Here is a 21823-nt window from a genome sequence, read left to right on the forward strand (position 1 = left end):
AGATATTTCCCCTCGCAGGATCTGCTTCGCGGTCTTGGCGACCTTGGTGTAGAGTGTAGTCGCTTGAGGCGATTGGTATAAAGCCCGACCGACAAAGGAAACGGCGCTCATCGAGCGCCGCTACAATAATTCCGGCCCGCAGGGACGGGCCCTCCAAAACTACTTCCCGCCCTTCCTCGCCAGCAGGTAGGTCGGCATGGGGGAGGAGTTCTTGATCTCGATGACGCCGACGGGCGTGAAATCGTATTTGCGGTCGAGAAGCTTCTTGGTCGCCTCGGAAACCTGGATCTTGCCCGGCTGGCCGTGCGATTCCATGCGGCTGGCGATGTTCACCGTGTCGCCCCACAGGTCGTAGGAGAACTTCTTGGTGCCGATGATGCCGGCGACGACCGGGCCGCTGTTCATGCCGACGCGGATGGCCCAGTCGAGCTGGTGGCGGCGGTTGAAGGTGCGGACAGCCTCGACGAACTCGAATGCGGCCTCGGCGCAGGCCTCGGCGTGGTCGGCGCGGATGACAGGCACGCCGCTGGCCAGCATGTAGGCGTCGCCGATGGTCTTCACCTTCTCGAGCTCGCGCTGCTCGGCGATGCGGTCGAAGCCGGAGAAGAGCTCGTTGAGCAGCTGGACGGTGCGGTGCGGCGACTGGCGGGCGGCGATGCGGGTGAAGCCGACGATGTCGGCGAACAGCACCGTGGAATCGATGAAGCTGTCGACAATGGTGCGCTGGCCGGCCTTGAGGCGCTCAGCGATGGCCTTGGGCAGCACGTTGAGGAGGAGCCGCTCGGACTTGGAGCGCTCGATCTGCAGCTGGGCAAGGAAGGCCTGTTCCTGGTCGCGGAGGCGCTTCTTTTCCAGCGAGGCCGTGATGCGGGCGCGGAGCACGGTCGGATTGAAGGGCTTCGGCACGTAGTCCTCGGCGCCCGCCTCGATGCAGCGCACGGTGCTGGCGACGTCGTCGAGGGCGGTGAGCATGATGACGGGCACGTGGCGGAGGCGCGGGTCGGCCTTCATGAACTCGAGGGTCTGGAAGCCGTCGAGGTCGGGCATGAGGATGTCGAGCAGGACCAGGTCGAAGTTGCCGTCCTTGAGCTTCTGCAGCGCCTCGCGGCCCGTGGCGGCGTCGGTGACCTCGTAGCCGAGCTTCTCGAGGCGGCGCGAGAGCATGTCGCGGTTCATCGGGTCGTCGTCGACCGCGAGCAACTTGGCGCTGGGCATGGGTTGGGCGGAAATGCCGAAATCATCGTCCCCCGCGACCGGGGAGACAATGGCGCCGAGGGGGCTCTCCGTGTTGCCCTCCCCGGCCGGACGGCCAACGATCACTTCCTCGGAATAGGCGTCGCTCTCGAAAAGCTTTTCGAGATTCCGGGCGGCGGTGAGGATCTTCTCGAGATCCTTGACGAGCTCGACGTGCCCGCTGGCGCGCGCCTGGTCGAGGCTGAGGCCGGCCTGGGTGACGGCGGCGGCCAGCGGGGCGCGCATGGCCTGGCGCATGGCGGGGAAGTCGATCTTGCCGGTGTCGATCTTCCAGGGAGCGAGGGCGTCGTTGATCACGGCCAGCAGCTGGCCGCCGGACGAATGGATGCGCTTGAGATCGGGGAGGATGGCCTGGGCGTTGTTCTCCTGGGCCGACTCCATGAGCATCTCGCTGTAGCCGATGATTTGGTTGAGCGGCGTGCGCAGGGCATGGCGCAGCTTGGACAGCGTCTCGAGGTCGCCCGATTGGAGCGCCTTGAGAAAGGGGGTGAGCGAACTCGGCGTCGGGCCGGACCCCGGGGAACTGGCAGTGGGGACGCTCATGCCTTGGGCGGGAATTTTTTCAGCAGTTCCTCGATCTTGGTGAGCAGGCGGGGGAGCTCGACGGGCTTGGTGTCAAAGTCGTCGCAGCCGGCGTCGAGGGCCTTCTGGCGGTCGCTCTCCATGGCATGGGCGGTGAGGGCGATGATCGGGATGCCCTTGGTGGCGGGGTCGGCCTTGACCTGCTGCGTGGCCTCCCAGCCGTCGAGGACGGGCAGGCTCATGTCCATCAGGATGAGGTCGGGCAGCTCACTCTTCGCCAGGGCGACGCCCTGGCCCCCGTCGACGGCGAGGGCCACCGTGTAACCGCGCTTCTCCAGCCGACGGGAGAGCATGTCGCGGTTCATCTCGTTGTCTTCAACCAGCAGGATCTTGGGCATGGCAGGCGGGATTAATAAATAAATATCACGCTTCAGCAAGCGCGCAGGATTGGAGGGCCGGCCGGATGTGGTCGGCCAGCTGCTCGCGGGTGAACTGGCCCTTGCGCAGGATGCCGAGGGTGCGGGCGGCCAGCACGTCACGCATCTCCTGGGTGATGTCCATGGAGGTGACGATGACGACGGGGATCCTGGCCCAGGCCGGGTTCTTGCCCATCACATCGAGCAGCTCCAGGCCGCTCATGCCCGGCATCTTGAGGTCGAGCACGATCATGGCCGGCCGGCTCTTCCGGAGCACACGGATGGCCGCGTTGCCGTTGATCGCGGCGCGGAACTGCCAGCCTTCGCGCTCGAGCATGCGGCCGATGAGGGTGCGGGAATCGGCGTCGTCCTCGACGAGCAGGACGTAGCACTTGGGCAGGGGACTGAGCTGGGCGGCGATCTCGGCCGTGAGGCGGCTGGCGTCGACCGGCTTGAGCAGCACGCTGGCGGCGCCGAGGGACATGGCCATCTCCACGTCGCCCACGGCGCTGAGGACGATGACGGGGACCTCGGCGAGCTTCGGGTTGCCCTGGAGCTTGGAGAGCACGGTCCAGCCGTCGATGCCCGGCATCATGATGTCGAGGAGGATGAGGTCCGGCACCATGCGCGCGGCGTGGTCGAGTCCCTGCTGGCCGGAGGCCGCCTCGACGACATCGTAACCGCTCATGCTGAGCAACTCGGCGATCACGGTGCGGATCTCCTTGTCGTCGTCGATGACGAGGATCTTGGGGCGGTTCTGGCTGGGGAAGGGAGAGCGGGTGAGCTTGTTGGTGACGTTGTTGACGACCTTCGGCTGCTTGGTGAGCACCTTCGCGGGCATGCGGATGGTGAAGGTGGAGCCGACGCCGGGCGTGCTGGTCACGGTGATGTCGCCCTGCATCATCTGCGCGAACTGCTTGGAGATCGCGAGGCCGAGGCCCGTGCCGCCATACTTGCTGGTGGTCGACGCATCGGCCTGGCTGAAGGCTTGGAACAGGCGGGTGAGCTGCTCGGGCGTCATGCCGATGCCGGTGTCGATGACGGAAAGCTCCATGTAATCCGCGTCTTCCTCGATGTGGCGGACGGCCTTGAGGGTGACGGTGCCCTTCTCGGTGAACTTGCTGGCGTTGCTGAGGAGGTTGAGGAGCATCTGCCGGAGCTTCGTGGCGTCGGCGTGCATGGCACCGATGTCGGCCGGGCAGTCGATGGCGAGGGTGTTGCCCTTCTTGGACACGAGGGGCGAGGCAGTGGCGATGACCTCATTGATGAGCTTCGTCAGGTCGAAGGTCTCGATGAAGAGCTCCATCTTGCCGGCCTCGATCTTGGAGATGTCGAGCACGTCATTGATGAGGCCGAGGAGGTGGCGGGCGGCGTTGAGCACCTTGTCGAGGTCCTCGGCGCGGCGGGTGTCGCCGTCGTCCTCGGCGTCCTCCTTCATGATCTCGCTGTAGCCGATGATGGCGTTGAGGGGGGTGCGGAGCTCGTGGCTCATCTTCGCGAGGAAGCTGCTCTTGGCCTTGCTGGCCTCCTCGGCGTCCTTCACGGCCTTGGCCAGCAGGCGGGTGCGGTCGTCGACGCGGGCCTCGAGCGTGCGGTTGGCCTCCTCGAGCTGGTCGTGGGCCTGGATGATCTTCTCGTGGGCGTCCTCGGCGGCGACGCGGGCGCGCTCGAGCTCGGAGGTGTTGGACTGGATGGTCTCCAGCATGGCGTTGAACGAGTCGATCAACTCGCCGATCTCGCCGCTGGCGGAGGTCTGCACGCGCACGTTATAGTCGCGGTTGCGCTGCACCGAGCCGGACACGCGGGCGAGTTCGGTGATCGGCCCGGTGATGCGGCCTTGGAAGCGGTAGGCCATGGCCACGGCCAGCAGGGCGGAAACGAGGAACACGATGGCGGAGCCGCGCAGCAGGTTCGACAGCCGGTCTTCGTCGGCGGCGCTGAGCTCGGTCTTGAGGTAAAGCGTGCCCAGCGGCCGGTTGCCGGAACGGATGGGGATCCAGTGGGCGCCGCGCGGGCTGACCCCCAGCAGGAGAGTGACGCTGGGCAGCGGCGGGATGACCTCGGTGAGCCCGCCGCGGACGTAACGGGCGAGGAGCTTGCCGTCGGTGGAGTAGACGGCGGCGGCGGCGATCTGGCCGTCCACCCCCATGAGGTTGAGCTGCAGGTCCGGGGCGTGCGAGTTTTGCTCCAGCAGCGGCGTGATGTTGTCGAGCATCAGCTGCTGGGTCTTCTCCAGGCGCGATTCGCCCTCGTTGTTGAACTGGCGGACGTCGTAAAGGTAGAACCCGACAAAAGCCAGAGACAGCGTCACGCCGCAGGTCAGCAGGATGAACAGGATCAGTTGCCAGCGAAACGGGAGGCTTTTCACGTGTGAGATTGCAACAGACCCCAAGCCAAAGGATTACGGCACAAAGTCAACGGGATAGCTCCCGGGCCGGGCCGGAGCCGGTCAGGGGGCCCGCACGAAATCTGTGTAGGTGAACTCAAGGTTTTCCTCCGTGCCGATAAAGAAAATCCGGCCGAGGAAATGAGAGGACTGGGCCAGTGGCAGGCTGGGCCGGTCGGGTCCGGGCGCGGTGAAGCTCATCTGCACCAGTAATTCGCGCATCTGCACCCCAAGGATGGGCGAGTAGGGGGCGGTCAGTTCGAGGGCGGATTTCTCGACGTGCGGCTGGCGCTTGCTGATGATCAGGCGCAGGCCGAGATGCCCGAGCATCTTGTCGGCACCGGTGGCTGCCGCGCGAAAGCTGCACCGGAATTCACCCCGGTCGGCGTCCTCGCGCACGAGCTCCACGCTCCCGGGCTCGATATCGGACTTCTGGAAGGCGCCTTGCGGCGTGGAGGCGTTGCCGCCGGTGGCCGCCTGTGCGTATTGGGCGGCTTCCTTCGCGGTGGGAGTGCGGCCGTTCAATTCCAGCAGGGTCCACCGCTCGGCGGGCGGCTTGGCCGGGTCGAAGCGCGCCGTGGTCCGCAGCTCGGCGTTGCGCGCCGTGGTCAGGGTGTAGGCCCAGCCCGCGGGCACCTCGGTGCTGAATTTTCCCAACGCCTCGCGCACGTAGTCCGGCATCGCCGCCGGGCAAATGGCCGCGGCCAGGACGGCGGCCAGCCCCAGCCAGCCGGCCCTGGGGCGCAGGAGGCGGCACACGGGAGATGAACCGGTCGAACTTGCCATGAAACGTCAGTGTGCCGGCGCGATCCTTGTAGATCAACCAGGATCACGGCACTGAACCGGCCGCGCGGCGAACACCCGGCCGAGCGTGTTGCCGAAGTGCCGCGGCATGCATCGTGCCGCGGTGGTTGTGCGAGGCCGGCGTGAGTGGCAGCTCGAGCAGGTGGGTCGCGCCGGCCGGCGGCGGTGGAAGGCAACGGCGTTCTAATAAACGCGTGCGGCGGTCGTCGTAAGGGTTGGAGGCACCCATGAACATCCACAAATACCTGCTCCCTGTTTCGCTCGCCGCGACAATCCACGTCGCGTTGCTCTGGTTCCTGCCGACGGAAGATTATATCCGGGTCATGGCCGTTCCGCTCACGCCGCCGGGACCGGTCGATCCCCCGGCCCAGGACCAGCCGGTGCCGCCGGACGAGGAGAAAAGCCCGGCAATCGAGCCGGTGAAGTCGCTGCTGGGCGCCCTGGCGCCGATTTCGCTCGATGAGCCGCCCGTCCGGCCGATCGCTCCGACGTTCAGTATTCCGGTGGAGACCGTGCGCAGCGACGTGGTGGTCGGCCTGAACACCATTCCTTCCGTGATCGGCGATCCCAACGGCGATCCGCTGGGCAAATTCCGCGCGGAGCCATCGATCTTCGACCTCACGTCGCTCGATCATGCGCCCCGCGCCAAGGTGCAGTTGCCGCCGGAATACCCGGCGACGATGCGGCACGACGGCAGGAGTGGCTCCGTGCTGGTGGAGTTCGACGTCAACGCCGAGGGCCGCGTGGTGCGCGCCGAGGCGATCCGCTACTCCGACCGCGAATTTGTCGAGCCGGCGGTGCGGGCGGTCCGGCAGTGGCAGTTCGAGCCCGGCCGGCGCCACAACCAGGCCGTGCCGTTCCGGATGGCCGTGCCGATCGAGTTCGGCCTGGAGAGCAGCTGAGGGGTCAGCTGGCGCGCGCGTGGAGCAGGTGGTTCACGCGCGCGACCAGCTCCTGCGGACTGAAGGGCTTGGTGATGTAGTCCAGGGCGCCGAGTTCGAGGCCGAGGTTGCGCGAATCGGTCGAGGCCCACGCCGACACGATGATGATCGGGATGGTGGCGGTCGCCGGGTCGCGGCGCAGGATCTCGCAGACCCCGAAGCCGTCGAGGTCCGGCAGCATGAGATCGAGCAGGATAATGTCCGGCCGGTTGGCGCGGATGGCATGGATGGCCTCCCAGCCGTTGGCGGCGGTCGTGACCTCATGCCCGGCCCGCACCAAGTGGTAGTGCATGAGGTCCGTCAATTCGGGTTCGTCGTCGACGGCGAGAATTTTGGCAACGGCTGACATCGCCGAACCTTGCCAGCCCCGGGTGACAGTCCGGTGAGGCCCAGGTGACGATTGGGCAACGACCGGTCCTTTCACCAGCGGTGGTAGGCGGGGTGGCCGGGCGACACCGCCACGAAGGTGCCGCGGCAGGTGGCCCGCGGCTTGCCGGCGGCAGTGAGCGTGCCCTCGATCGTGGCGCGGTCGGCCGACGATGCGACGACCCGGGCGACCAGTTCGACCGGGCCATCGGTCGGAGTGGGGCGGAGCAGCTTGATGGCGTAGTCGGCCGTGACGGTGCACGGGGGCTTCGGCAACCCGCCCTGTTGCATGAGATGCCAGGCGGCGGTCCAGTTGCCGTGGCAGTCGAGCAGAGAGCCGATGATGCCGCCGTTGAGCATGCCCGGAAAAGCCTCGTGATGCGGCTCGGGCTGCCAGCTCGCGACGACCTCGGCGCCGCGCACAAAACTGCGGATGCGCAGCCCTTTTGCATTGGCCGGGCCGCAGCCGAAACAGCTGCTGGCGGGGGAAAATTGCTCCTGGAGGCTCGGTTCGTTCATGACGCGATTGAGGCGAAAAACAGGTTCCGCAGGAAACTAAATGTTCGTAAGATTTTTAACTCGCGCCCGTTGCGTCATGTGCCATGGTAGCCCCGGATCATACCACCACACTAATGGCACGCAAGATAGCCTTCCTCAACTACAAGGGCGGTGTCGGCAAGACCTCGCTGATCGTAAATACCGCTGCCAGTCTGGCGAAACGCGGCATGCGTGTTTTGCTGATGGATTTCGACACGCAATCCAACGCGAGCATCTGGCTCATGAAGCTCGAACGCTGGAACAAGATCAACGCCACGGGCACGGGCTCGGTGTATTCAATCTTCGATCCCGGCACGGCGCGGCTGAAGGACTGCGTGATCAAGGACGTGGTCGAGGGCAAGGACGGCGAGAAACTGCTGCCCGGCCTCGATCTGGTGCCGACCACCTTCAACCTCGTGGATCTCGAGGGCGAGTATAAGCCCGACCCGAAGCGTCCTTCCTACGTCATCTTCCAGGAGCAGCTCGCCGAGATCGAGAGCCAGTACGACTTCATCGTGTTCGACTGCCCGCCGAACGTCCTGCGCGCCTCGCAGAACGGCGTCTATTGCGCCGGCGAGATCTACGTGCCCTCCAACCCCGACGCGCTGAGCCTCATCGGTTTCACGCTGCTGGTGGAGAAGATGCTGCGCTTCCAGCAGACCTCGGCGAGCTTCCGCACCACGGCCATGGGCCCGGCCGCGCAGATCTACGGCATCGTCTTCAACTCAATCAAGACGAACACCGACATCGAGGTGCCGAAGATGCGCATGCAGCTTCGCCTGAATCAATTCAAGACCCAGAAGCGCGGCTGCGCCGCGGCCGCGAAGATCTGCACCACGCAGATCCGCGACGCCATGATCGTGCGTCGCGCCGTCACGCTCGGCCTGCCGGTCTTCCTCGTCGGCACGGAGGGCAACGAGGAGGACAGCGTCGCCAACGACTACATGAAACTCGCCACCGAGATCATTGAGAACGCCCCGCCCGTCTGATTTCACCGCAACCTACACTGTCACCATGGCCAAGTTCAACAGCACCGAATGGGATGAGATCCGCAAAAAGTTCCGCCACTCCATCATGGCGGACACCTCCCTGGTCAGCCTAGCCCAGAACCTCGACACCAAGGAGTGGCCGCACAAGGCCGAGGACGAGAAGCCGTCCAAATACATCGAGTTCGGTTATGACGAGCTGCTGATGCTGCCCGAGATCGCGGGCAATGCCGACAAGGCGGATCATCTGATCGGCATTCTCAAGGAGACGCTGGCCTTCGACGATCCCTTCGGTGACATGGTGACCGAGGTGGAGAAGACGGCGGCGAAGGACAACCCCATCCTCAAGACACTGGCCCGGCTCAGCATCCCCGCGACCTATCCGCTCAGCCTGGCGAATTTCAGCGAGGGCACACGCGTGGTTTGCGCCTCCGAGGGGGTCAAGACCATCGGTGAGTTCGCCAATCTCGGCCAGCAGATGTCCACCCGGGTGGTGCTCGGCGGCGATTTCCGCAACGCGCTCAACGCCCTGACCCATGGCGACGAGGAGGGCATCGGCCAGTTCCTGCCTTTCCGCAAGGGCTCCACCGGCCTGCACCTCGCCGAGGCCATCGGCCTCGTTTCCGCCGGCCTGTCCCGGCCGGAGCAGCTGGGGCTCGCCAGGGCCTATGGCGCCAAGCTCAATCCCACGGACACCGCCGCCGCCAAGGCGCTGACCAAGGAGCAGGTGGAAAAGATCGAGTCCGGCCTGCGGATCAACTTCACGGCGACCTTGGACTGGTTCAAGGACCAGCGGCCCGCGCTCGAGAAGCATCTGGCGGACGGCGGCACCTATGAACGCTATTTTGTCGTGATCAACGATCCTGCCCGTGAAGCCATCGCGGTGAAGCTGACCGCGGCCGCCGTGAAGGTTTCGGCCAAGCCCGCGGCCGCCGCGTCCTCCCCGGCGGAAGCCAAGAAGGGCGGGCTCTTTGGGCGACTGTTCGGCAAGGGTTGATCCGGCTACATTTTTTTCTTGGATCCGCAGACGCCAACTCCTCCCGGGGCGCCTTTTCCGGCACCGGCGCCTTCGTCGCCTTCCCCGGTGCCGGGCCCGGCACCGGCCCCCACCTTTCCCCCGCCGCCGAAGTCCGCGACGCCGGGCCCCGCGTTCCCCCCGCCGGGTGACATCAAGTTTCCCGCCAGGCCCGGCGGCATCAAGCCGCTGGTCCTGCCGCGCCGGCCGAGCCCCCTGCAACGGGCCCAGGAGGCCACCCAGGCCACCGCGGAGGCGCGCAGGTCGATCAACACGATCATGTCGCAATCGCGTCCGCCTTGGGGTGGCACGCCGACTTTGAGCGGCACACAGGTTGAGTCGCTGGAAAAGGCCCTGCGCGCCCTGGAATCCAAGGCCGCCGAGCGCGAGATGGCCCTCGCCGAGGCCGAGAACAAGCTGGCCGAGCGCGATCGCGCACTCGCTGAGACCGAGGCGCTGTTACAAGCCCGCGAGAAAGTCATCGACGCCATGCGCAAGGAGAAGCCGGCCCAGGGCGGGGGCGGCACGGGCAACGCCGAGGAACTCGCGGCGCTGACCAAGCTCAAGGAGGAACTCGACCGCCAGGAGGCGTCCATCAAGGAGCAGCGCGCCGCCCAGCAGGAGCGGGAGGAATTCCTCAACCAGAGCGAGACCTCCCTCTTCGAGAAGATGCAGGCCCAGCAGGAAAAGGAAACCGAGCTCGAGCAGCAGGCCGAGGACCTCAAGAAGGGCATGATCAAGGCAGGTTTGATCAAGGCGGAGGCCAAGGAAAAGGCCTGACGGTCCGATGGAACCTCGATCAATTTGGCCTTTCCAAGGGCCCAGCCCGACCCTATGCCCTTACGCTTCATGACTCTTCGTCCGCTCAAATCACTCGCAGCGCTCCTCTTCCTAGCTCTCCCGGTTTTGCTCCCGGCCCAGACCGCCAGCAGCAGCAGCGAGGAGGTGCGGCTCGAAAAGCTCATGGCGGACTCCGCCCAATGGTACGTGCCCCGCACGACCGTTTCCGTCGGTTTCCGGGTTCTCAGCTCCGGCGGCAAGGTGCAGTTTGGCAACCTGGGCTCCGTGGCCTACACACCCTTCGCCACCGGCGCCGACCGGCTCTATGACAACGGCGCCGTGCGCGCCGACGCGCCGCGCCCCGCCGAGAAGGACGCCAACGGCAATGTCACCACCACGCCGGGCGGACGTTATCCGGGCTTCACCACGGTCACGGTCAATGTGAAGGATGCCAACGGCAACAACGTCCTGGATGCCAGTGGCAACCCCGTCACCCAGCAGGTTACCCAGCAAAGCGGCGACTTTCTCGCTTACACCCCGGGACAGACCCGCAGCTGGAACTACGACGCGGCCTCACAATTGACCAGCGACGGCCACGTGGCGATGAGCACCTACAGCACCACGAGCGAAGGTGCCGGTTTCCTGAAGAAGTCCGGCGCCTCGGCGGGCGTCGAGTTCCAATACGTCTACACTTTTTCGAAGCCCGCCAATCGCCTGCAATGGGGCCTGATGGCCGGCATCGCCCTGAACGGCATCAGCAGCAAGACCGCCGGCTCGGTCACGTCGACCCTGCACACCAAGACCGACTACTATTCGCTGAACGGCCAGACCGCTCCGACGGCGCCATACACGGCCCCCTCGTTTGTAGATTACACCGGGGCCGACGGCACGGTTTATACCAGCGGCCAGGAGACGACCGTGCCGCTCGCCGCGTTGCCCGATCAACAGACTGAAACCGCCACGCCGGGCGGCGCCACGGTCAACGGCAAGTGGCAGATCAAGGGCGCCTACTACATGCTCCGCCTCGGGCCCAGCCTGCGCACCCAGCTCACGCCCCGGCTGGGGCTAAGTGCCAGTCTGGGACTGGCCGGAGCCTATGCCGGCACCACCTACAGCGTGACCGAGACGTTTCAGGTGCCCGACGTGCCGACCGTGACCGTCGGCAGCGTGGTGGGCACCGAGCAGACCACCGAGAGCAAGTTCCTTGGCGGCTATTACGCCGATCTCAACCTGGATTGGATGGCCAATGAGCATACCGGGCTGTTCGGCGGATTCACCGCGCAGAGGTTCGGTGGTTATGACCAGGCGGTCGGCAGCCGCACGGCGCGCATCGACCTAGGCAGTTCGGTCGGCCTCCGCGGCGGCATCAGCATCAGGTTTTGAGCGCCGGCAGCGCGGCCAGCACGGCCTCGATGCCGTGCAGCTGCGAGGGCGGGAAGAAGGAATTGATGCGGGTCACGACCTGCTGGATCAGTCCGTCGGGGCAGGAGGCGCCGCCCGTGATCAGCACCCGCTTGGGCGTGTCGTCCCGCGGCCAGAGCGGATGGATTTCAGTGTGCCCGCCCTTGCCATGGCCGGCGGCGGGGAAGACATAGTGCTCGATCTGGTCCCGTGAGCGGATGTTGGCCTCGGACTGGATGAAGAAGGCGCGCTGAGCCAGCTTCTGCTCGCACAGGCGGTAGAGCTGGTAGGTGTTCGAGCTGTTCTTGCCCCCGAGGATGAAGGCGGCGTCGAGCGGCTCGGCGAGCGCGCGCTGCAGCGCGTCCTGGTTGACCTGAGTCGCATAGCACAGCGTGTCCTTCTTGCCGGCCCCGCCGACATGCGCCGGCCCCTCGGCTTCGCCGTATTTCGCCACAAAGACCGACTTGAAATAGTCGATGATCGCGGAGGTCTCGTTCATCAGCAGCGTGGTCTGGTTCACCACGGCGATGCGGTCGAGGTGCCGGGCCGGATCCAGCCCCGGGGTGTGTAGGCCGGCAAACCGGGCGAGCAGCGCCTGGCGTTTCTCCCCGGTGGGGACGGCGATGTAGTCGCCGAGCAGCCGGGCCTCGTCGAGGTCGCGGATGATGATCGAGGGGGCATGGCGCCGCGTGTTGGAGAAGGTGGCCTTGGTCTCCTCATGTTCGCTCTTGCCGTGGATGACGACGGTGTAGCCTTCGCGCCCGAAGGTCCGCGCGGCTTTCCAGACTTTTTCCACGAGCATGCAGGTGGCGTCGAACTGGGCGACACGGATGCCTTTCCGGACCAGCCGTTTCTTGTCCTCGTCGGTCGCGCCAAAAGCGGGGATGATGACGATGTCCTCGCCCGTCAGCGTGTCCCACAGCAACGGGGCGCCGCCGCCGGGCGCGGCGACCTGGCCGCGGGTATCGAAAGGCTGGCTCTTGTCGGTCTGGAGGAAACGGAGCCCGCGGCGCAGGAGGTCCTCGTTGACGAACGGATTGTGAATCAGCTCGCTCAGCATGAAGACGCGCTTGCCGGGGTTCTCGGCCAGCGTCTCGTAGGCACGCTCGATGGCGTTCTTCACGCCGAGGCAGAAGCCGAAGTGGCTGGGAATGACATAGCGCACGGCGCCGAAATCGAGGCGCGCCGGACCGGTGGCGGAGCGTTCGTTCGTGCGGGCGAGGGCCTTGATGGCCTCGCACAGCCGGCTCTGGTAGAGGGCGCGGGCGGCGTCGTCCTGCTGGTAGATGTCGCGGTTGCGGTCCCGCTCGACGCGGAACTTGTAGATGTAGTCGTTCTCGCCGAGGTGCAGGTAAGGTATTTCGATGAGGTGCGGTTCCAGCTGGTCGAGCACCGCGGCGAGGGCCGGGGTCAGCGTGGCCTGCAGCGCCTGCAGTTCATCCAGGGTGCGGAAGACCACTTCGCCGTCGGCCGGCGGCCCCTGCACCTGGGTGAAAAAGACCCGGCAGGCCGGCCCGCCGGTCGTGCTGGTGAAATGCTCGGCGGGCGGCGTGGCGACCGGGAAACAGGCCCGGAGGCGGGCAAGAGCCACGGCTTCATCGGCGCCGACGAAGGCGTGGTCGAGCCGGGTTCCGGCGGCGCGCACGGCGAGCTGGTTGCTGACGTTGAAGGCGAGCAACACGCACTTGGCGGGCGGAGCGGAGAGCAGGGGGGCGGTCATCCTGGGACGGTTCCACCATCGCCAGCGCGGCCCCGGCGTCAAGTCGGCGGGCGCGTGAGGCGCTCTGCACTTGCGCCTCGGGCGCCCATTGCCTAGCTGTCCGTGGGCCTTTCCGCCCCGTATCCGCCCGTCCGCCACTCCGCATGCACTCCCTTCCGGCTTCCAACCTGCCGCCGCCCAGGCGGCCCGCCTCCCTCTGGTCGATGTCCTTCAAGGTGGCGGGCATCTACGCCGTGCTCGGCTCGGCCTGGCTTGTTTTCTCCAACCTGGCGGTGGCCGGGCGGGGCGGGATGGCGCCGGAAACCGATTGGCCGCAGACCGCCCAAGGCCTGGGTTTCGTCTGGGTGACCGCCGCCCTGCTGGTGCTGCTGGTGCGGCATTATCTGCGCTCCTTGCAGCAGGCCGAAAGCCTGCGCTGGGCGGGTGAGCCGCAGTTCCGTTCGCTCGTGGAGCAGTCGCTGGTGGGCGTCTATCTCATCCAGGACAACCGGTTCGTCTATGTGAATCCCCGCCTCGCGGAAATTTTCGGCTATCCGGCCGACGACATCATCAGCAAGCTGACGGTGCCGGACCTGGTCGCGGCCTCGGACCGCGCCCTCGTGGCGGAGAATCTCACCCGGCGACTGACCGGGGAGGTTGCCGGGCTGAACTATTCCTTCCGGGGGCTGCACGCCTTCGGCTGGCCGTTGCAGCTCGAGGTCTTTGGCAGCCGCATCGACTATCTGGGCCGGCCGGCGATCATCGGCACCTTGCTGGATGTGACCGACCGGCAGGAAGCCGAGGCGGCGTTGCGCGAAAGTGAGGCACGCTACCGTCTGCTGATTCAGACTGCGCCCGAGGCCATCGTGGTGCTGGACGTGGAGCAGGGGCGCTTTGTCGACTACAACCACCAGGCCGAGCTGTTCTTCGACATGCCGCCCGACCAGTTGAATCGTTATGGCTCGGCGGACCTGAGCCCCAAATTCCAACCCGACGGCCGCCGGTCGGATGAAGTCTCCAAGGCCTATCTGGAGCGGGCGGTGGCCGGAGAAACGCCCGCCTTTGAATGGATCCACCGCAGCCTCACCGGCCGGGAGATTCCCTGCGAGATCCGGCTGGTGCGCCTGCCGGCGCACGGCCGCACGCTGGTGCGCGGCAGCCTCACCGACATCACCGAGCGGCGGCGCACGGCCGAGGCCTTGGCCCGCAGCCAGGAGAATTACCGCCAGCTGTTCGAACAGGCCAACGACGCCATTTTACTCTGCTCGGCCGACGGCCGGCTGGTGGACGTCAACCGGCACACGGTCAGCATCAGCGGGTTCAGCCGCGAGGAGCTGCTGGCCATGAGCGCGGTTGATATCATCGCGCCGGAGGATCACGACTACCTGCGCCACTGCCTCGACGAACTGGCGCGGCAGGGCATGCGGTTCAGCACCTACCGTTTCCGCCGCAAGGACGGCTCCATCTTTTTCGGCGAGACCAGCACCAAGCTCCTGGCGGACGGCCGCCTGCTCGCGATGGTCCGCGATATCACCGAGCGGCGCCAGGTCGAGGAGCAGAAGCGCAAGCTCGAGGAAGAGTTGCGGCAGGCGCAGAAATTGCAGGCGATCGGCACGCTGGCCGGCGGCATTGCGCACGACTTCAACAACATTCTCGCCGCCATTCTCGGCAACGCCCAGCTGTTGAAGATCCAGCTCGCCCCCGAGCACGAGGGTCAGCGCCGGGTTTCGCAGATCCTGGTCGCCAGCAACCGGGCCAAGGATCTCGTGCAGCAGATCCTGATGTTCAGCCGCCAGCGCGAGCAGGAGCGCCGCGTGCTGGATCTGGCCGCCATCGTCTCCGAGGCGACCCGGCTGATCGAGGTCACGCTGCCGCCCGCCGTCCGGCTGGAACTCGCCATCCCGCGCGACCTGCCGGTGGTCCTGGCCGACCCGACGCAGATCCACCAGGTGGTCGTCAATCTCTGCACCAACGCCCAGCACGCCATGCGCGAGCACGGCGGCCTGCTGGAGGTGGCCCTGGCGGTGGTGGCGCTGCCGGAGGAGGGGAGCGAGTCCAAGCCCAGCTTGCCGGCCGGGCGCTATGTCTGTCTGCGCGTGGCCGACAACGGTCACGGCATGGATGGCGCCACGCTCCAGCGGATCTACGAGCCCTTTTTCACGACCAAGGCCGTGGGCGACGGCACGGGCCTGGGCCTGGCCGTCGTGCATGGCATCGTCGAGTCGCACCGCGGCGCCATCGCGGTGAACAGTCATCCCGGCCAGGGCACCACGTTCCGGCTTTTTTTCCCGGTCCACGACGACCAGCCGGCCCAGCCGGTCAAACCCGCGATAGCGACGGCTTCCGGCCGGAATCAGCACATCGTTTTTGTGGACGACGAGATGCCGATCGCGGAGGTGGCCAAGGTCATGTTGCCGCGGCTGGGCTACCGGGTGTCGGTTTTCAACAACCCGCGCGATGCCCTGGATTACGTGCGCGAAAATGCGGCGGATATCGACCTGCTCATGACCGACTTCAGCATGCCCGACATGAACGGCATCGACCTGATCCGCGCGGCGGCGCAGATCAGGCCGGGCCTGCCCGCGGTGCTGCTCACCGGCTATGGCCGCCCGATCGATTCGCGGGCCGCGGTCGGGCTCAACATCCGCGAGACCATCAACAAGCCCTTCACGATGGGAAACCTGGCCGGCGCCATCCAGGGCGCGCTGGGGCCGAAAAAGTGACGGGCCGCCGCGGCTCAGTCGCCGCCGGCATCACGCTCGAAAAATCCCTCCCGCTCGAGGATGCGCATGGCCTGCTCCGTGGCGGCCTTGCGGTCTGCGGGGACCAGGCCGGCATGGTTCATGGTCAGGAACTCGGCGATCCCCGCCTTGGCCTCGTCACGCTTGGTGACTCCGGCGAGAAAATCGTCGGCTTGGTCACAGATTGAGGCGACTATGCCTTGCAAATCCATGCCCCCATTATACCGGCACGGACCGTCCAGGTTCCAGCCGGGAATAGGGTAGGGCAAGTCGTCCCGACGAGCCGCGGCTCAGCTGGAGCTGAGCCCTCCACCGATCCAAGCGGGATCAGCGATCCCGAGCTACAGTTTCAGCGCGTCGGCGAGCTTCGTGGCGTCGCCGCCGCCACCCTGGGCATAGTCGGGCTTGCCGCCGCCCTTACCGCCGAGCTTGCCGGCGAGGCCGCCGATAAGTTTGCCGGCCGACTGCCCGGCCGTGATGGCCTCGGGCGAGCAATAGGCGACCAGGCTGACCTTGCCGTCCATGAGCGCGCCGAGTTGCACCACGGCACCGGCGCCCACCTTGTGCAGCACCTGGCTGCCGAGCGAGCGGAGGGCTTCGGTGTTTTCGGCGGTGACGATGGCGGAGACCCACTTGAGGCCGTCCTTGGTCACAGCGGTGGTCGCGAGCTCCCCGGCGAGGCCGGCGGAAGCCTTGGCCTCGAAAGCCTTCAGCTTCTTCTCGAGTTCCTTCTGGTGATTGAGAACCGATTCCAGCTTGGCCGCGACGTCGTGCGGGCCGGAGCTGAGCCGCGCGTTGACGGCCTTGAGGGCCGCCTCCTCGTGGGCGATGAAGTCGAGCGCGGCCTGGCCGGCGACGGCCTCGATGCGGCGGGTGCCGGCGGCAATGGCCATCTCGGCGACGATCTTGATGACCCCGATCTCGCCGGTGGTGGTCACGTGCGTGCCACCGCAAAGTTCCTTGGAGAAGCCGCCGATGTCGACGAGGCGGACGCGCTTGCCGTATTTGTCGCCGAAGAAGGCGAGGACGTCGGCCGGCTTCTTGTCGTAGTCGATCTCCGCCGAGACGACGGGGGAGTTGTCGATGACCTTCTCGTTGATGAGCTGTTCGCACTCCTTGAGCTGGGCCTGGGTGAGCTGCTCGAAGTGGGTGAAATCGAAGCGCATCCGGTCGGGCGTCTTGTGCGTGCCAAACTGGCGGACGTGCGTGCCGAGCATCTTGCGCAGGGCCCAATGGATCAGGTGGGCGGCGGAGTGGTGGCGGTTGATGGCACGACGGCGGTTGAAATCGACGTGCAATGTGGCTGATGTCCCAACGGCCGGCACGGAGGCCGGCCCTCCAATTTTGTGCAGATGACGGCCGGACTTGTCCTTGATCGTGTCGAGGATGTCGATCTTCACGCCATTGATCAGCGCATGGCCGGTATCGCCGACCTGGCCGCCCATCTCGCCGTAGAAAGGCGTCTGGTCGAAGACGAGATAGGTGTCCTTCTCGGTCTTCACCACGTCCACGAGCCTGGCGTGCGTCGCGTGGGTGGCATCGATCTCGTAGCCGACGAACTTGGTCGCATCGACCACGGCATCGCCCTCGGTGGAAGCGACGATGACATCGGTCTTCCGCGCTGCACGGCCGCGATTGCGCTGTTCTTCCATCAGTTCCTCGAAACCATCGAGGTCAGTCGACAGGCCGCGTTCCGCGGCGAGCAACTGGGTCATGTCGAGCGGGAAGCCGTAGGTGTCGTAGAGTTCAAAGGCCGCTTCGCCGGAGATTTCGCCGTCAGTGGCGGCCTTGTTGAAGATCTGGAGGCCTTTATCGAGGGTGCGGCCGAAGGATTCCTCCTCCGCGCGGATGGCCTTCTCGATCATGACGCGCTGGGTCTTGAGTTCGTGGAAAACGCCGCCGAGGGACACGACGACGGGCGCGACGAGCTGCTCGAGGAAGCCGATTTTAAGGCCGAGGTTTTTTCGACCATACATGATGCCGCGGCGAAGGATGCGGCGGATGACGTAGTTTCGATCGGCGTTGCCGGGCAGAATGCCGTCGGCAATGGCGCAGCTTACGCAGCGGGCATGGTCGGCGAGAACGCGGAATGCGACGTCGACCTGTTGCTGTTCGCTCAGACTGGTGCGCTCAGTAGGGACGCTGCCTGTGTAGCGTTTCGGGCTGCCGGCCTGCGCGGTGAGCTGCTCGATTTCGTCGAAGGTCGGCTTGAAGACGTCGGCGTTGTAGTTCGACGGTTCGGCGGAGAAGTCCTTGAAGCCCTTCGTCGTGGCGTGGATGCCGGCGACGCGCTCGAAGCCCATGCCGGTATCGACGTGCTTGGCCGCGAGGGGCGCGAAAGTGCCGTCGGCGTTCGCGTTGAACTGGATGAAGACGTGGTTCCAGATCTCGATGCAGCGCGGCGACGAGCTGTTCACGAGCGCGCGGCCGGCCTTCTCGTCGTCGGAGGGCAGGAGGTTGAAATGGATCTCGGAGCACGGGCCGCAGGGGCCGGTGTCGCCCATCATCCAGAAATTGTCCTTCTTGTTGCCGTTGACGATGTGCACGGCGGGGTCGAGGCCGGCCGCCTTGAAGATGTCCGCCCAGATGTCGTAGGCCTCCTGGTCGAAGTCGGACGGGTCGCCCTTCTGCTTGTCGGGCGAGTAGACGGTGGCGAAAAGACGCTTCGGCGGGATGCCCCAGGCCTTGGTCAGCAGCTCCCAGCCCCAGGTGAGCGAGTCCTGCTTGAAGTAATCGCCGAAGGACCAGTTGCCGAGCATCTCGAACATCGTGTGGTGGTAGGTATCGAAGCCGACGTCCTCGAGGTCGTTGTGCTTGCCGCCGGCGCGGATGCATTTCTGGGTGTCGGCCACGCGTTTCCACGGGGCGGTCTGGTCACCGAGGAAGTAGGGCACGAACTGGTTCATGCCGGCGTTCGTGAACAGCAGGTTGGGGGCCGTCGGCATGAGCGAGGACGACGGCACGATGGCGTGCTGCTTCGACTTGAAGAAATCGAGGAACGACGAACGGATCTGGGCGGAGGTCATGAAGCGGAGGACTGAGGACACCCTCCTTCGCCAAGGCTTCTGCCTTCGCTGAAGCCATGGCGGACAAGTCGGAGGGCAGGGAGAACTGAAGACAGAGGACGGGGTGCGGGAAGGCAAGTTGGAAGGATGGGATTCCCGGCCGGGGTGGTGAGCCACCAGGCAGCCCGGGATGCGGGCCGGTAGTGGGTCAGTTTGATGTGGGTCGGGCTTTATGCCGACATTCCACGCGACCTGTCGGGGATAAACCCCGCCTACAACACCGAAGAAACCAAACTGACCCACTACCGGCGGGCGTGGATGCTTGCGTTGGCCGGGGCTGCCCGCTATCCGTCATCCTGCGCGACGCAGACATGGCCAGCTCCTGCGTTTTGCCCGTGAAAAATTTCCTCCAGTCACCGCGGCGGTTCCCCGCCAATGCCCATCTCGCTGGAGGAGGGACATGAAAGCGCGACGACGGCCGGTGATGCTGCTCCTTGGCCTGAGCGCGCTGGTTTTGGCCGTGTCAGCCGCAAGCGAGACCGGGCACCCGTTGCTGTTCGTGAGCGACGCCAGCTATCCGCCCATCACCTATCTGGACAGAGGGACGCCCAGGGGAGTGGCCGTGGACATCGTGCAGGCGCTCGGCCGGCGGATGCACCGCCCGATCGAGATCCGGATGATGCCATGGCAGGAAGCGCAGGACATGGTCCTGCGCGGCGAGGCGGACGCGTTGTTCCCGATGAGCATCACGGAAGCCCGCCGGCAGACCTATGACTTCAGCGAACCGCTGCTGGACCTGCAGTTCGCCATTTTCACCCGGGCTTCACGGGCCGGCATCGCCGGCATGGCGGATCTGCCTGGCCTGCGGGTGGGTGTCACCAGCGGCGGCTTGCCCCGGCAACTCCTGCAGCCGGACCCGCGCATCCGGCTGGTCATCGTCGAGGAGTATTCCGCGGGATTCCAAATGCTCAAGGACGGCAGGCTCGATGCGGTCGTCGCCGACCGCTGGGTCGGCACCTACGAACTGGCGGAACGCGGCATCGATGGCGTCAAGATCAGCCCCGAGCCGGTGGCGAACCTGCAGGGGGCCGTGGCGGTGAAGCGCGGCCGGGCCGCAGAACTGGCGGCCATCAATGCCGCGCTCCGGCAAATACGGGCCGACGGCACGCTCGCCCGCATCATCCAGGACTGGCAGCCGAAGGAGGTCCTCTTCCTGACCCGCGAGCAAGTGAACCGCTGGGGCGCCGTCGCGGCTTTCGGCCTTCTGCTCCTGCTGCTGGGTGTGGTGGTGACCCGGGTGATCGATTTGAGGCGGAAGGTGGCGGCCCATCGCGCGGCCGAGAACCGCATCAACACCCTCAACCAGCGTCTGTCCCTTGCGACCCGGGCGGCGGGCATCGGCATCTGGGATTGGGAGGTGCCGACCAACGTTCTCATCTGGGACGATGAGATGCATCGCCTTTTTGGCTCGAAGCGGGAGAATTTCAACGGGGCCTACGAGGCGTGGGTGCGCGCCCTGCACCCCGCCGACCAGGAGCGGGCGCAGGCGGAGGTCCAGGATGCCTTGCGCAGCCGGAAACCATTCCACACCGAATTCCGGATCATCCGGGCCGACGGAGCCGTGCGCACGATCAAGGCGCTGGCCGAGGTGTTTGTAGGCCCCGACGGGCGGCCGCAGCGCATGGTCGGGGTGAATTACGACATCACGGAACAGAAGGAACTGGAGGAAAAATTTCTGCGGGCGCAGCGCCTGGACGCCATCGGCACCCTGGCCGGCGGCATCGCCCACGATCTGAACAACGTGCTGGCGCCGATCCTCACCGCGGTGCAACTGCTGCAGATGGACCTTTCACCCGAGCGGCGCGCGCGGCTGCTCGAGACACTCGAGAGCAGCGCGCAGCGGGGCGCCGGCATGATCCGGCAGGTGCTGATGTTCGTCCGCGGGGTCGACGGCGACCGGGTCCGGCTCAATCCGCCGGAGCTCGTGCGGGAGATCGAGCACATGATCCGGGACACTTTTCCCCGCGCCATCGTGATCGAGAGCGCCGTGGCGGCCGACTGCAGTCCCGTTCTGGGCGACGCCACGCAACTGCAGCAGGTCTTGCTCAACCTCTGCGTCAATGCGCGCGATGCGATGCCCGGAGGCGGCCGGCTCACCCTCATCGCGGCCAATGTCCCGGTGGACGCGTCCCAGGCCGGCCGATATCCCGGGGCCCGGCCCGGCCCGCACGTGCTCCTCCAGGTCACCGACACGGGCGGGGGTATACCACCGGCCATCAGCGCCAGGATTTTCGATCCCTTCTTTACGACGAAGGGCCAGGGCCAGGGCACCGGCCTCGGCTTGTCCACCGTGCAGGCCATCGTGAAAAGCCACGGCGGATTTGTGCAGGTTGACAGCGAACCCGGGCGCGGTTCGACCTTCAAGATCCTCCTGCCCGCCGCCGGCGGCGAGACCGCTGAATCCGCGCCGCCCGCCAGCGAACCGCCGTCCGGCGCGCTGCCGCGCGGCAACGGTGAGCTGGTGCTGATCGTGGACGATGAGGAGACGATCCGCCAGGTGACCAAGAACACCCTGGAGGCCTTTGGCTACCGCGTGCTCCTGGCCCAGAATGGCGCCGAGGCGGTTGCGCTGTTCACGGAGCACGGCGACGTCGCGGTCGTGCTCATCGACATGATGATGCCCGTGATGGACGGTTCGACGGCGATCCTTGCGATGCATCGCATCCGTCCGGACGCGCCGGTGATCGCCACCAGCGGGCTGACTTCGATGCGCGATCTCGCCGCGAGCATTCCCGGCAAGGTGAAGCATCACCTGCAAAAGCCCTATACCGCGGAGAAGCTGCTGCAAACGATCCACCAGGCGCTTCAAAGCTGAGCCAGATTCTGGCAGTTGAAGTTCACGCCATTCGCCAGCGGCCCAGGGCCAGGTGGAGTGCGCTGGCCCCCGGCACGCTTCAGGGTGTTCGCTCC

At 66.1% G+C, this 21823-nt stretch carries 16 protein-coding genes; 7 read left to right on the forward strand and 9 right to left on the reverse strand.

Annotation, left to right across the window (positions count from 1 at the left end):
• Window positions 1-159 precede the first annotated feature (159 nt).
• The 4 genes from BLU29_RS15710 to BLU29_RS15725 form a co-directional block, all read right to left on the reverse strand.
• On the reverse strand, window positions 160-1797 hold the full coding sequence (locus BLU29_RS15710) for an adenylate/guanylate cyclase domain-containing protein (protein WP_091059890.1): 1638 nt from the start codon (window positions 1795-1797) through the stop codon (window positions 160-162).
• Window positions 1794-2174 carry a response regulator gene (locus tag BLU29_RS15715; protein ID WP_091059891.1) on the reverse strand — a complete coding sequence of 127 codons (381 nt, stop codon included), beginning with the start codon at window positions 2172-2174 and terminating at the stop codon, window positions 1794-1796. Before BLU29_RS15715 ends, BLU29_RS15710 begins: the two co-directional genes overlap by 4 nt.
• Window positions 2175-2199: 25 nt before the next feature.
• Window positions 2200-4560, reverse strand: coding sequence for a response regulator (locus tag BLU29_RS15720; RefSeq protein WP_091059894.1), 2361 nt, complete (start codon window positions 4558-4560; stop codon window positions 2200-2202).
• Between the two features lie 81 nt (window positions 4561-4641).
• Complete coding sequence (locus tag BLU29_RS15725; protein ID WP_091059896.1) at window positions 4642-5337, reverse strand: hypothetical protein; 696 nt, start codon at window positions 5335-5337, stop codon at window positions 4642-4644.
• A 272-nt stretch (window positions 5338-5609) separates the two neighbouring features.
• On the opposite strand from BLU29_RS15725, the gene BLU29_RS15730 reads away from it, so the two are divergent.
• Entirely contained in the window at window positions 5610-6284 is a 675-nt protein-coding gene (locus tag BLU29_RS15730; protein ID WP_091059899.1) for an energy transducer TonB, read from the forward strand.
• Between the two features lie 4 nt (window positions 6285-6288).
• Here the strand turns inward: BLU29_RS15730 and BLU29_RS15735 are convergent, their stop codons facing one another.
• Together BLU29_RS15735 and BLU29_RS15740 are read right to left on the reverse strand one after the other, a co-directional pair.
• Window positions 6289-6672, reverse strand: a complete 384-nt coding sequence (locus BLU29_RS15735; RefSeq protein ID WP_091059901.1) for a response regulator — start codon at window positions 6670-6672, stop codon at window positions 6289-6291.
• A 71-nt stretch (window positions 6673-6743) separates the two neighbouring features.
• Window positions 6744-7208: a PaaI family thioesterase gene (locus tag BLU29_RS15740; RefSeq protein WP_091059903.1), complete on the reverse strand. Its 465-nt coding sequence runs from the start codon at window positions 7206-7208 to the stop codon at window positions 6744-6746.
• Between the two features lie 113 nt (window positions 7209-7321).
• Here BLU29_RS15740 and BLU29_RS15745 point away from each other — a divergent pair, with 113 nt between their 5' ends.
• The 4 genes from BLU29_RS15745 to BLU29_RS15760 all read left to right on the forward strand — a co-directional run bounded on the left by BLU29_RS15745 (window position 7322) and on the right by BLU29_RS15760 (window position 11390).
• A complete protein-coding gene (locus tag BLU29_RS15745; RefSeq protein WP_091059906.1) occupies window positions 7322-8215 on the forward strand; it encodes an AAA family ATPase in 894 nt (297 codons plus the stop codon).
• A 25-nt stretch (window positions 8216-8240) separates the two neighbouring features.
• A complete protein-coding gene (locus BLU29_RS15750) occupies window positions 8241-9209 on the forward strand; it encodes a hypothetical protein (RefSeq protein WP_091059907.1) in 969 nt (322 codons plus the stop codon).
• A gap of 87 nt (window positions 9210-9296) precedes the next feature.
• On the forward strand, window positions 9297-10007 hold the full coding sequence (locus BLU29_RS15755) for a hypothetical protein (protein ID WP_091059910.1): 711 nt from the start codon (window positions 9297-9299) through the stop codon (window positions 10005-10007).
• A 69-nt stretch (window positions 10008-10076) separates the two neighbouring features.
• Complete coding sequence (locus tag BLU29_RS15760; protein ID WP_157693935.1) at window positions 10077-11390, forward strand: hypothetical protein; 1314 nt, start codon at window positions 10077-10079, stop codon at window positions 11388-11390.
• Here BLU29_RS15760 and ispH read toward each other — a convergent pair.
• Window positions 11380-13128, reverse strand: a complete 1749-nt coding sequence (gene ispH / locus BLU29_RS15765) for a 4-hydroxy-3-methylbut-2-enyl diphosphate reductase (protein WP_091059915.1) — start codon at window positions 13126-13128, stop codon at window positions 11380-11382. The genes BLU29_RS15760 and ispH overlap by 11 nt on opposite strands.
• Window positions 13129-13271: 143 nt before the next feature.
• Between ispH and BLU29_RS15770 the strand changes: the two genes are divergently transcribed.
• Window positions 13272-15830, forward strand: a complete 2559-nt coding sequence (locus tag BLU29_RS15770; protein ID WP_091059917.1) for a PAS domain S-box protein — start codon at window positions 13272-13274, stop codon at window positions 15828-15830.
• 14 nt (window positions 15831-15844) lie between these two features.
• Here the strand turns inward: BLU29_RS15770 and BLU29_RS15775 are convergent, their stop codons facing one another.
• Both BLU29_RS15775 and alaS read right to left on the reverse strand, forming a co-directional pair.
• Complete coding sequence (locus tag BLU29_RS15775) at window positions 15845-16060, reverse strand: hypothetical protein (protein ID WP_091059920.1); 216 nt, start codon at window positions 16058-16060, stop codon at window positions 15845-15847.
• 129 nt (window positions 16061-16189) lie between these two features.
• Window positions 16190-18874, reverse strand: coding sequence for an alanine--tRNA ligase (alaS, locus tag BLU29_RS15780; protein WP_091059922.1), 2685 nt, complete (start codon window positions 18872-18874; stop codon window positions 16190-16192).
• Window positions 18875-19313: 439 nt separating this feature from the next.
• Here alaS and BLU29_RS15785 point away from each other — a divergent pair, with 439 nt between their 5' ends.
• Window positions 19314-21728, forward strand: coding sequence for a transporter substrate-binding domain-containing protein (locus tag BLU29_RS15785; RefSeq protein WP_091059926.1), 2415 nt, complete (start codon window positions 19314-19316; stop codon window positions 21726-21728).
• Window positions 21729-21823: the final 95 nt, after the last annotated feature.

The sequence above is a fragment of the Opitutus sp. GAS368 genome, assembly GCF_900104925.1.
In the GTDB taxonomy this organism is placed as follows: domain Bacteria; phylum Verrucomicrobiota; class Verrucomicrobiia; order Opitutales; family Opitutaceae; genus Lacunisphaera.

What these genes read in the sequence shown, in the direction of transcription:
- BLU29_RS15775 (WP_091059920.1), bottom strand. Translation starts at nt 16,060, where the DNA reads ATGGATTTGCAAGGCATAGTCGCCTCAATCTGTGACCAAGCCGACGAT.
- BLU29_RS15735 (WP_091059901.1), bottom strand. Translation starts at nt 6,672, where the DNA reads ATGTCAGCCGTTGCCAAAATTCTCGCCGTCGACGACGAACCCGAATTG.
- BLU29_RS15715 (WP_091059891.1), bottom strand. Translation starts at nt 2,174, where the DNA reads ATGCCCAAGATCCTGCTGGTTGAAGACAACGAGATGAACCGCGACATG.
- BLU29_RS15710 (WP_091059890.1), bottom strand. Translation starts at nt 1,797, where the DNA reads ATGAGCGTCCCCACTGCCAGTTCCCCGGGGTCCGGCCCGACGCCGAGT.
- ispH (WP_091059915.1), bottom strand. Translation starts at nt 13,128, where the DNA reads ATGACCGCCCCCCTGCTCTCCGCTCCGCCCGCCAAGTGCGTGTTGCTC.
- BLU29_RS15760 (WP_157693935.1), top strand. Translation starts at nt 10,077, where the DNA reads ATGACTCTTCGTCCGCTCAAATCACTCGCAGCGCTCCTCTTCCTAGCT.
- BLU29_RS15745 (WP_091059906.1), top strand. Translation starts at nt 7,322, where the DNA reads ATGGCACGCAAGATAGCCTTCCTCAACTACAAGGGCGGTGTCGGCAAG.
- alaS (WP_091059922.1), bottom strand. Translation starts at nt 18,874, where the DNA reads ATGACCTCCGCCCAGATCCGTTCGTCGTTCCTCGATTTCTTCAAGTCG.
- BLU29_RS15770 (WP_091059917.1), top strand. Translation starts at nt 13,272, where the DNA reads ATGCACTCCCTTCCGGCTTCCAACCTGCCGCCGCCCAGGCGGCCCGCC.
- BLU29_RS15730 (WP_091059899.1), top strand. Translation starts at nt 5,610, where the DNA reads ATGAACATCCACAAATACCTGCTCCCTGTTTCGCTCGCCGCGACAATC.
- BLU29_RS15740 (WP_091059903.1), bottom strand. Translation starts at nt 7,208, where the DNA reads ATGAACGAACCGAGCCTCCAGGAGCAATTTTCCCCCGCCAGCAGCTGT.
- BLU29_RS15750 (WP_091059907.1), top strand. Translation starts at nt 8,241, where the DNA reads ATGGCCAAGTTCAACAGCACCGAATGGGATGAGATCCGCAAAAAGTTC.
- BLU29_RS15785 (WP_091059926.1), top strand. Translation starts at nt 19,314, where the DNA reads ATGAAAGCGCGACGACGGCCGGTGATGCTGCTCCTTGGCCTGAGCGCG.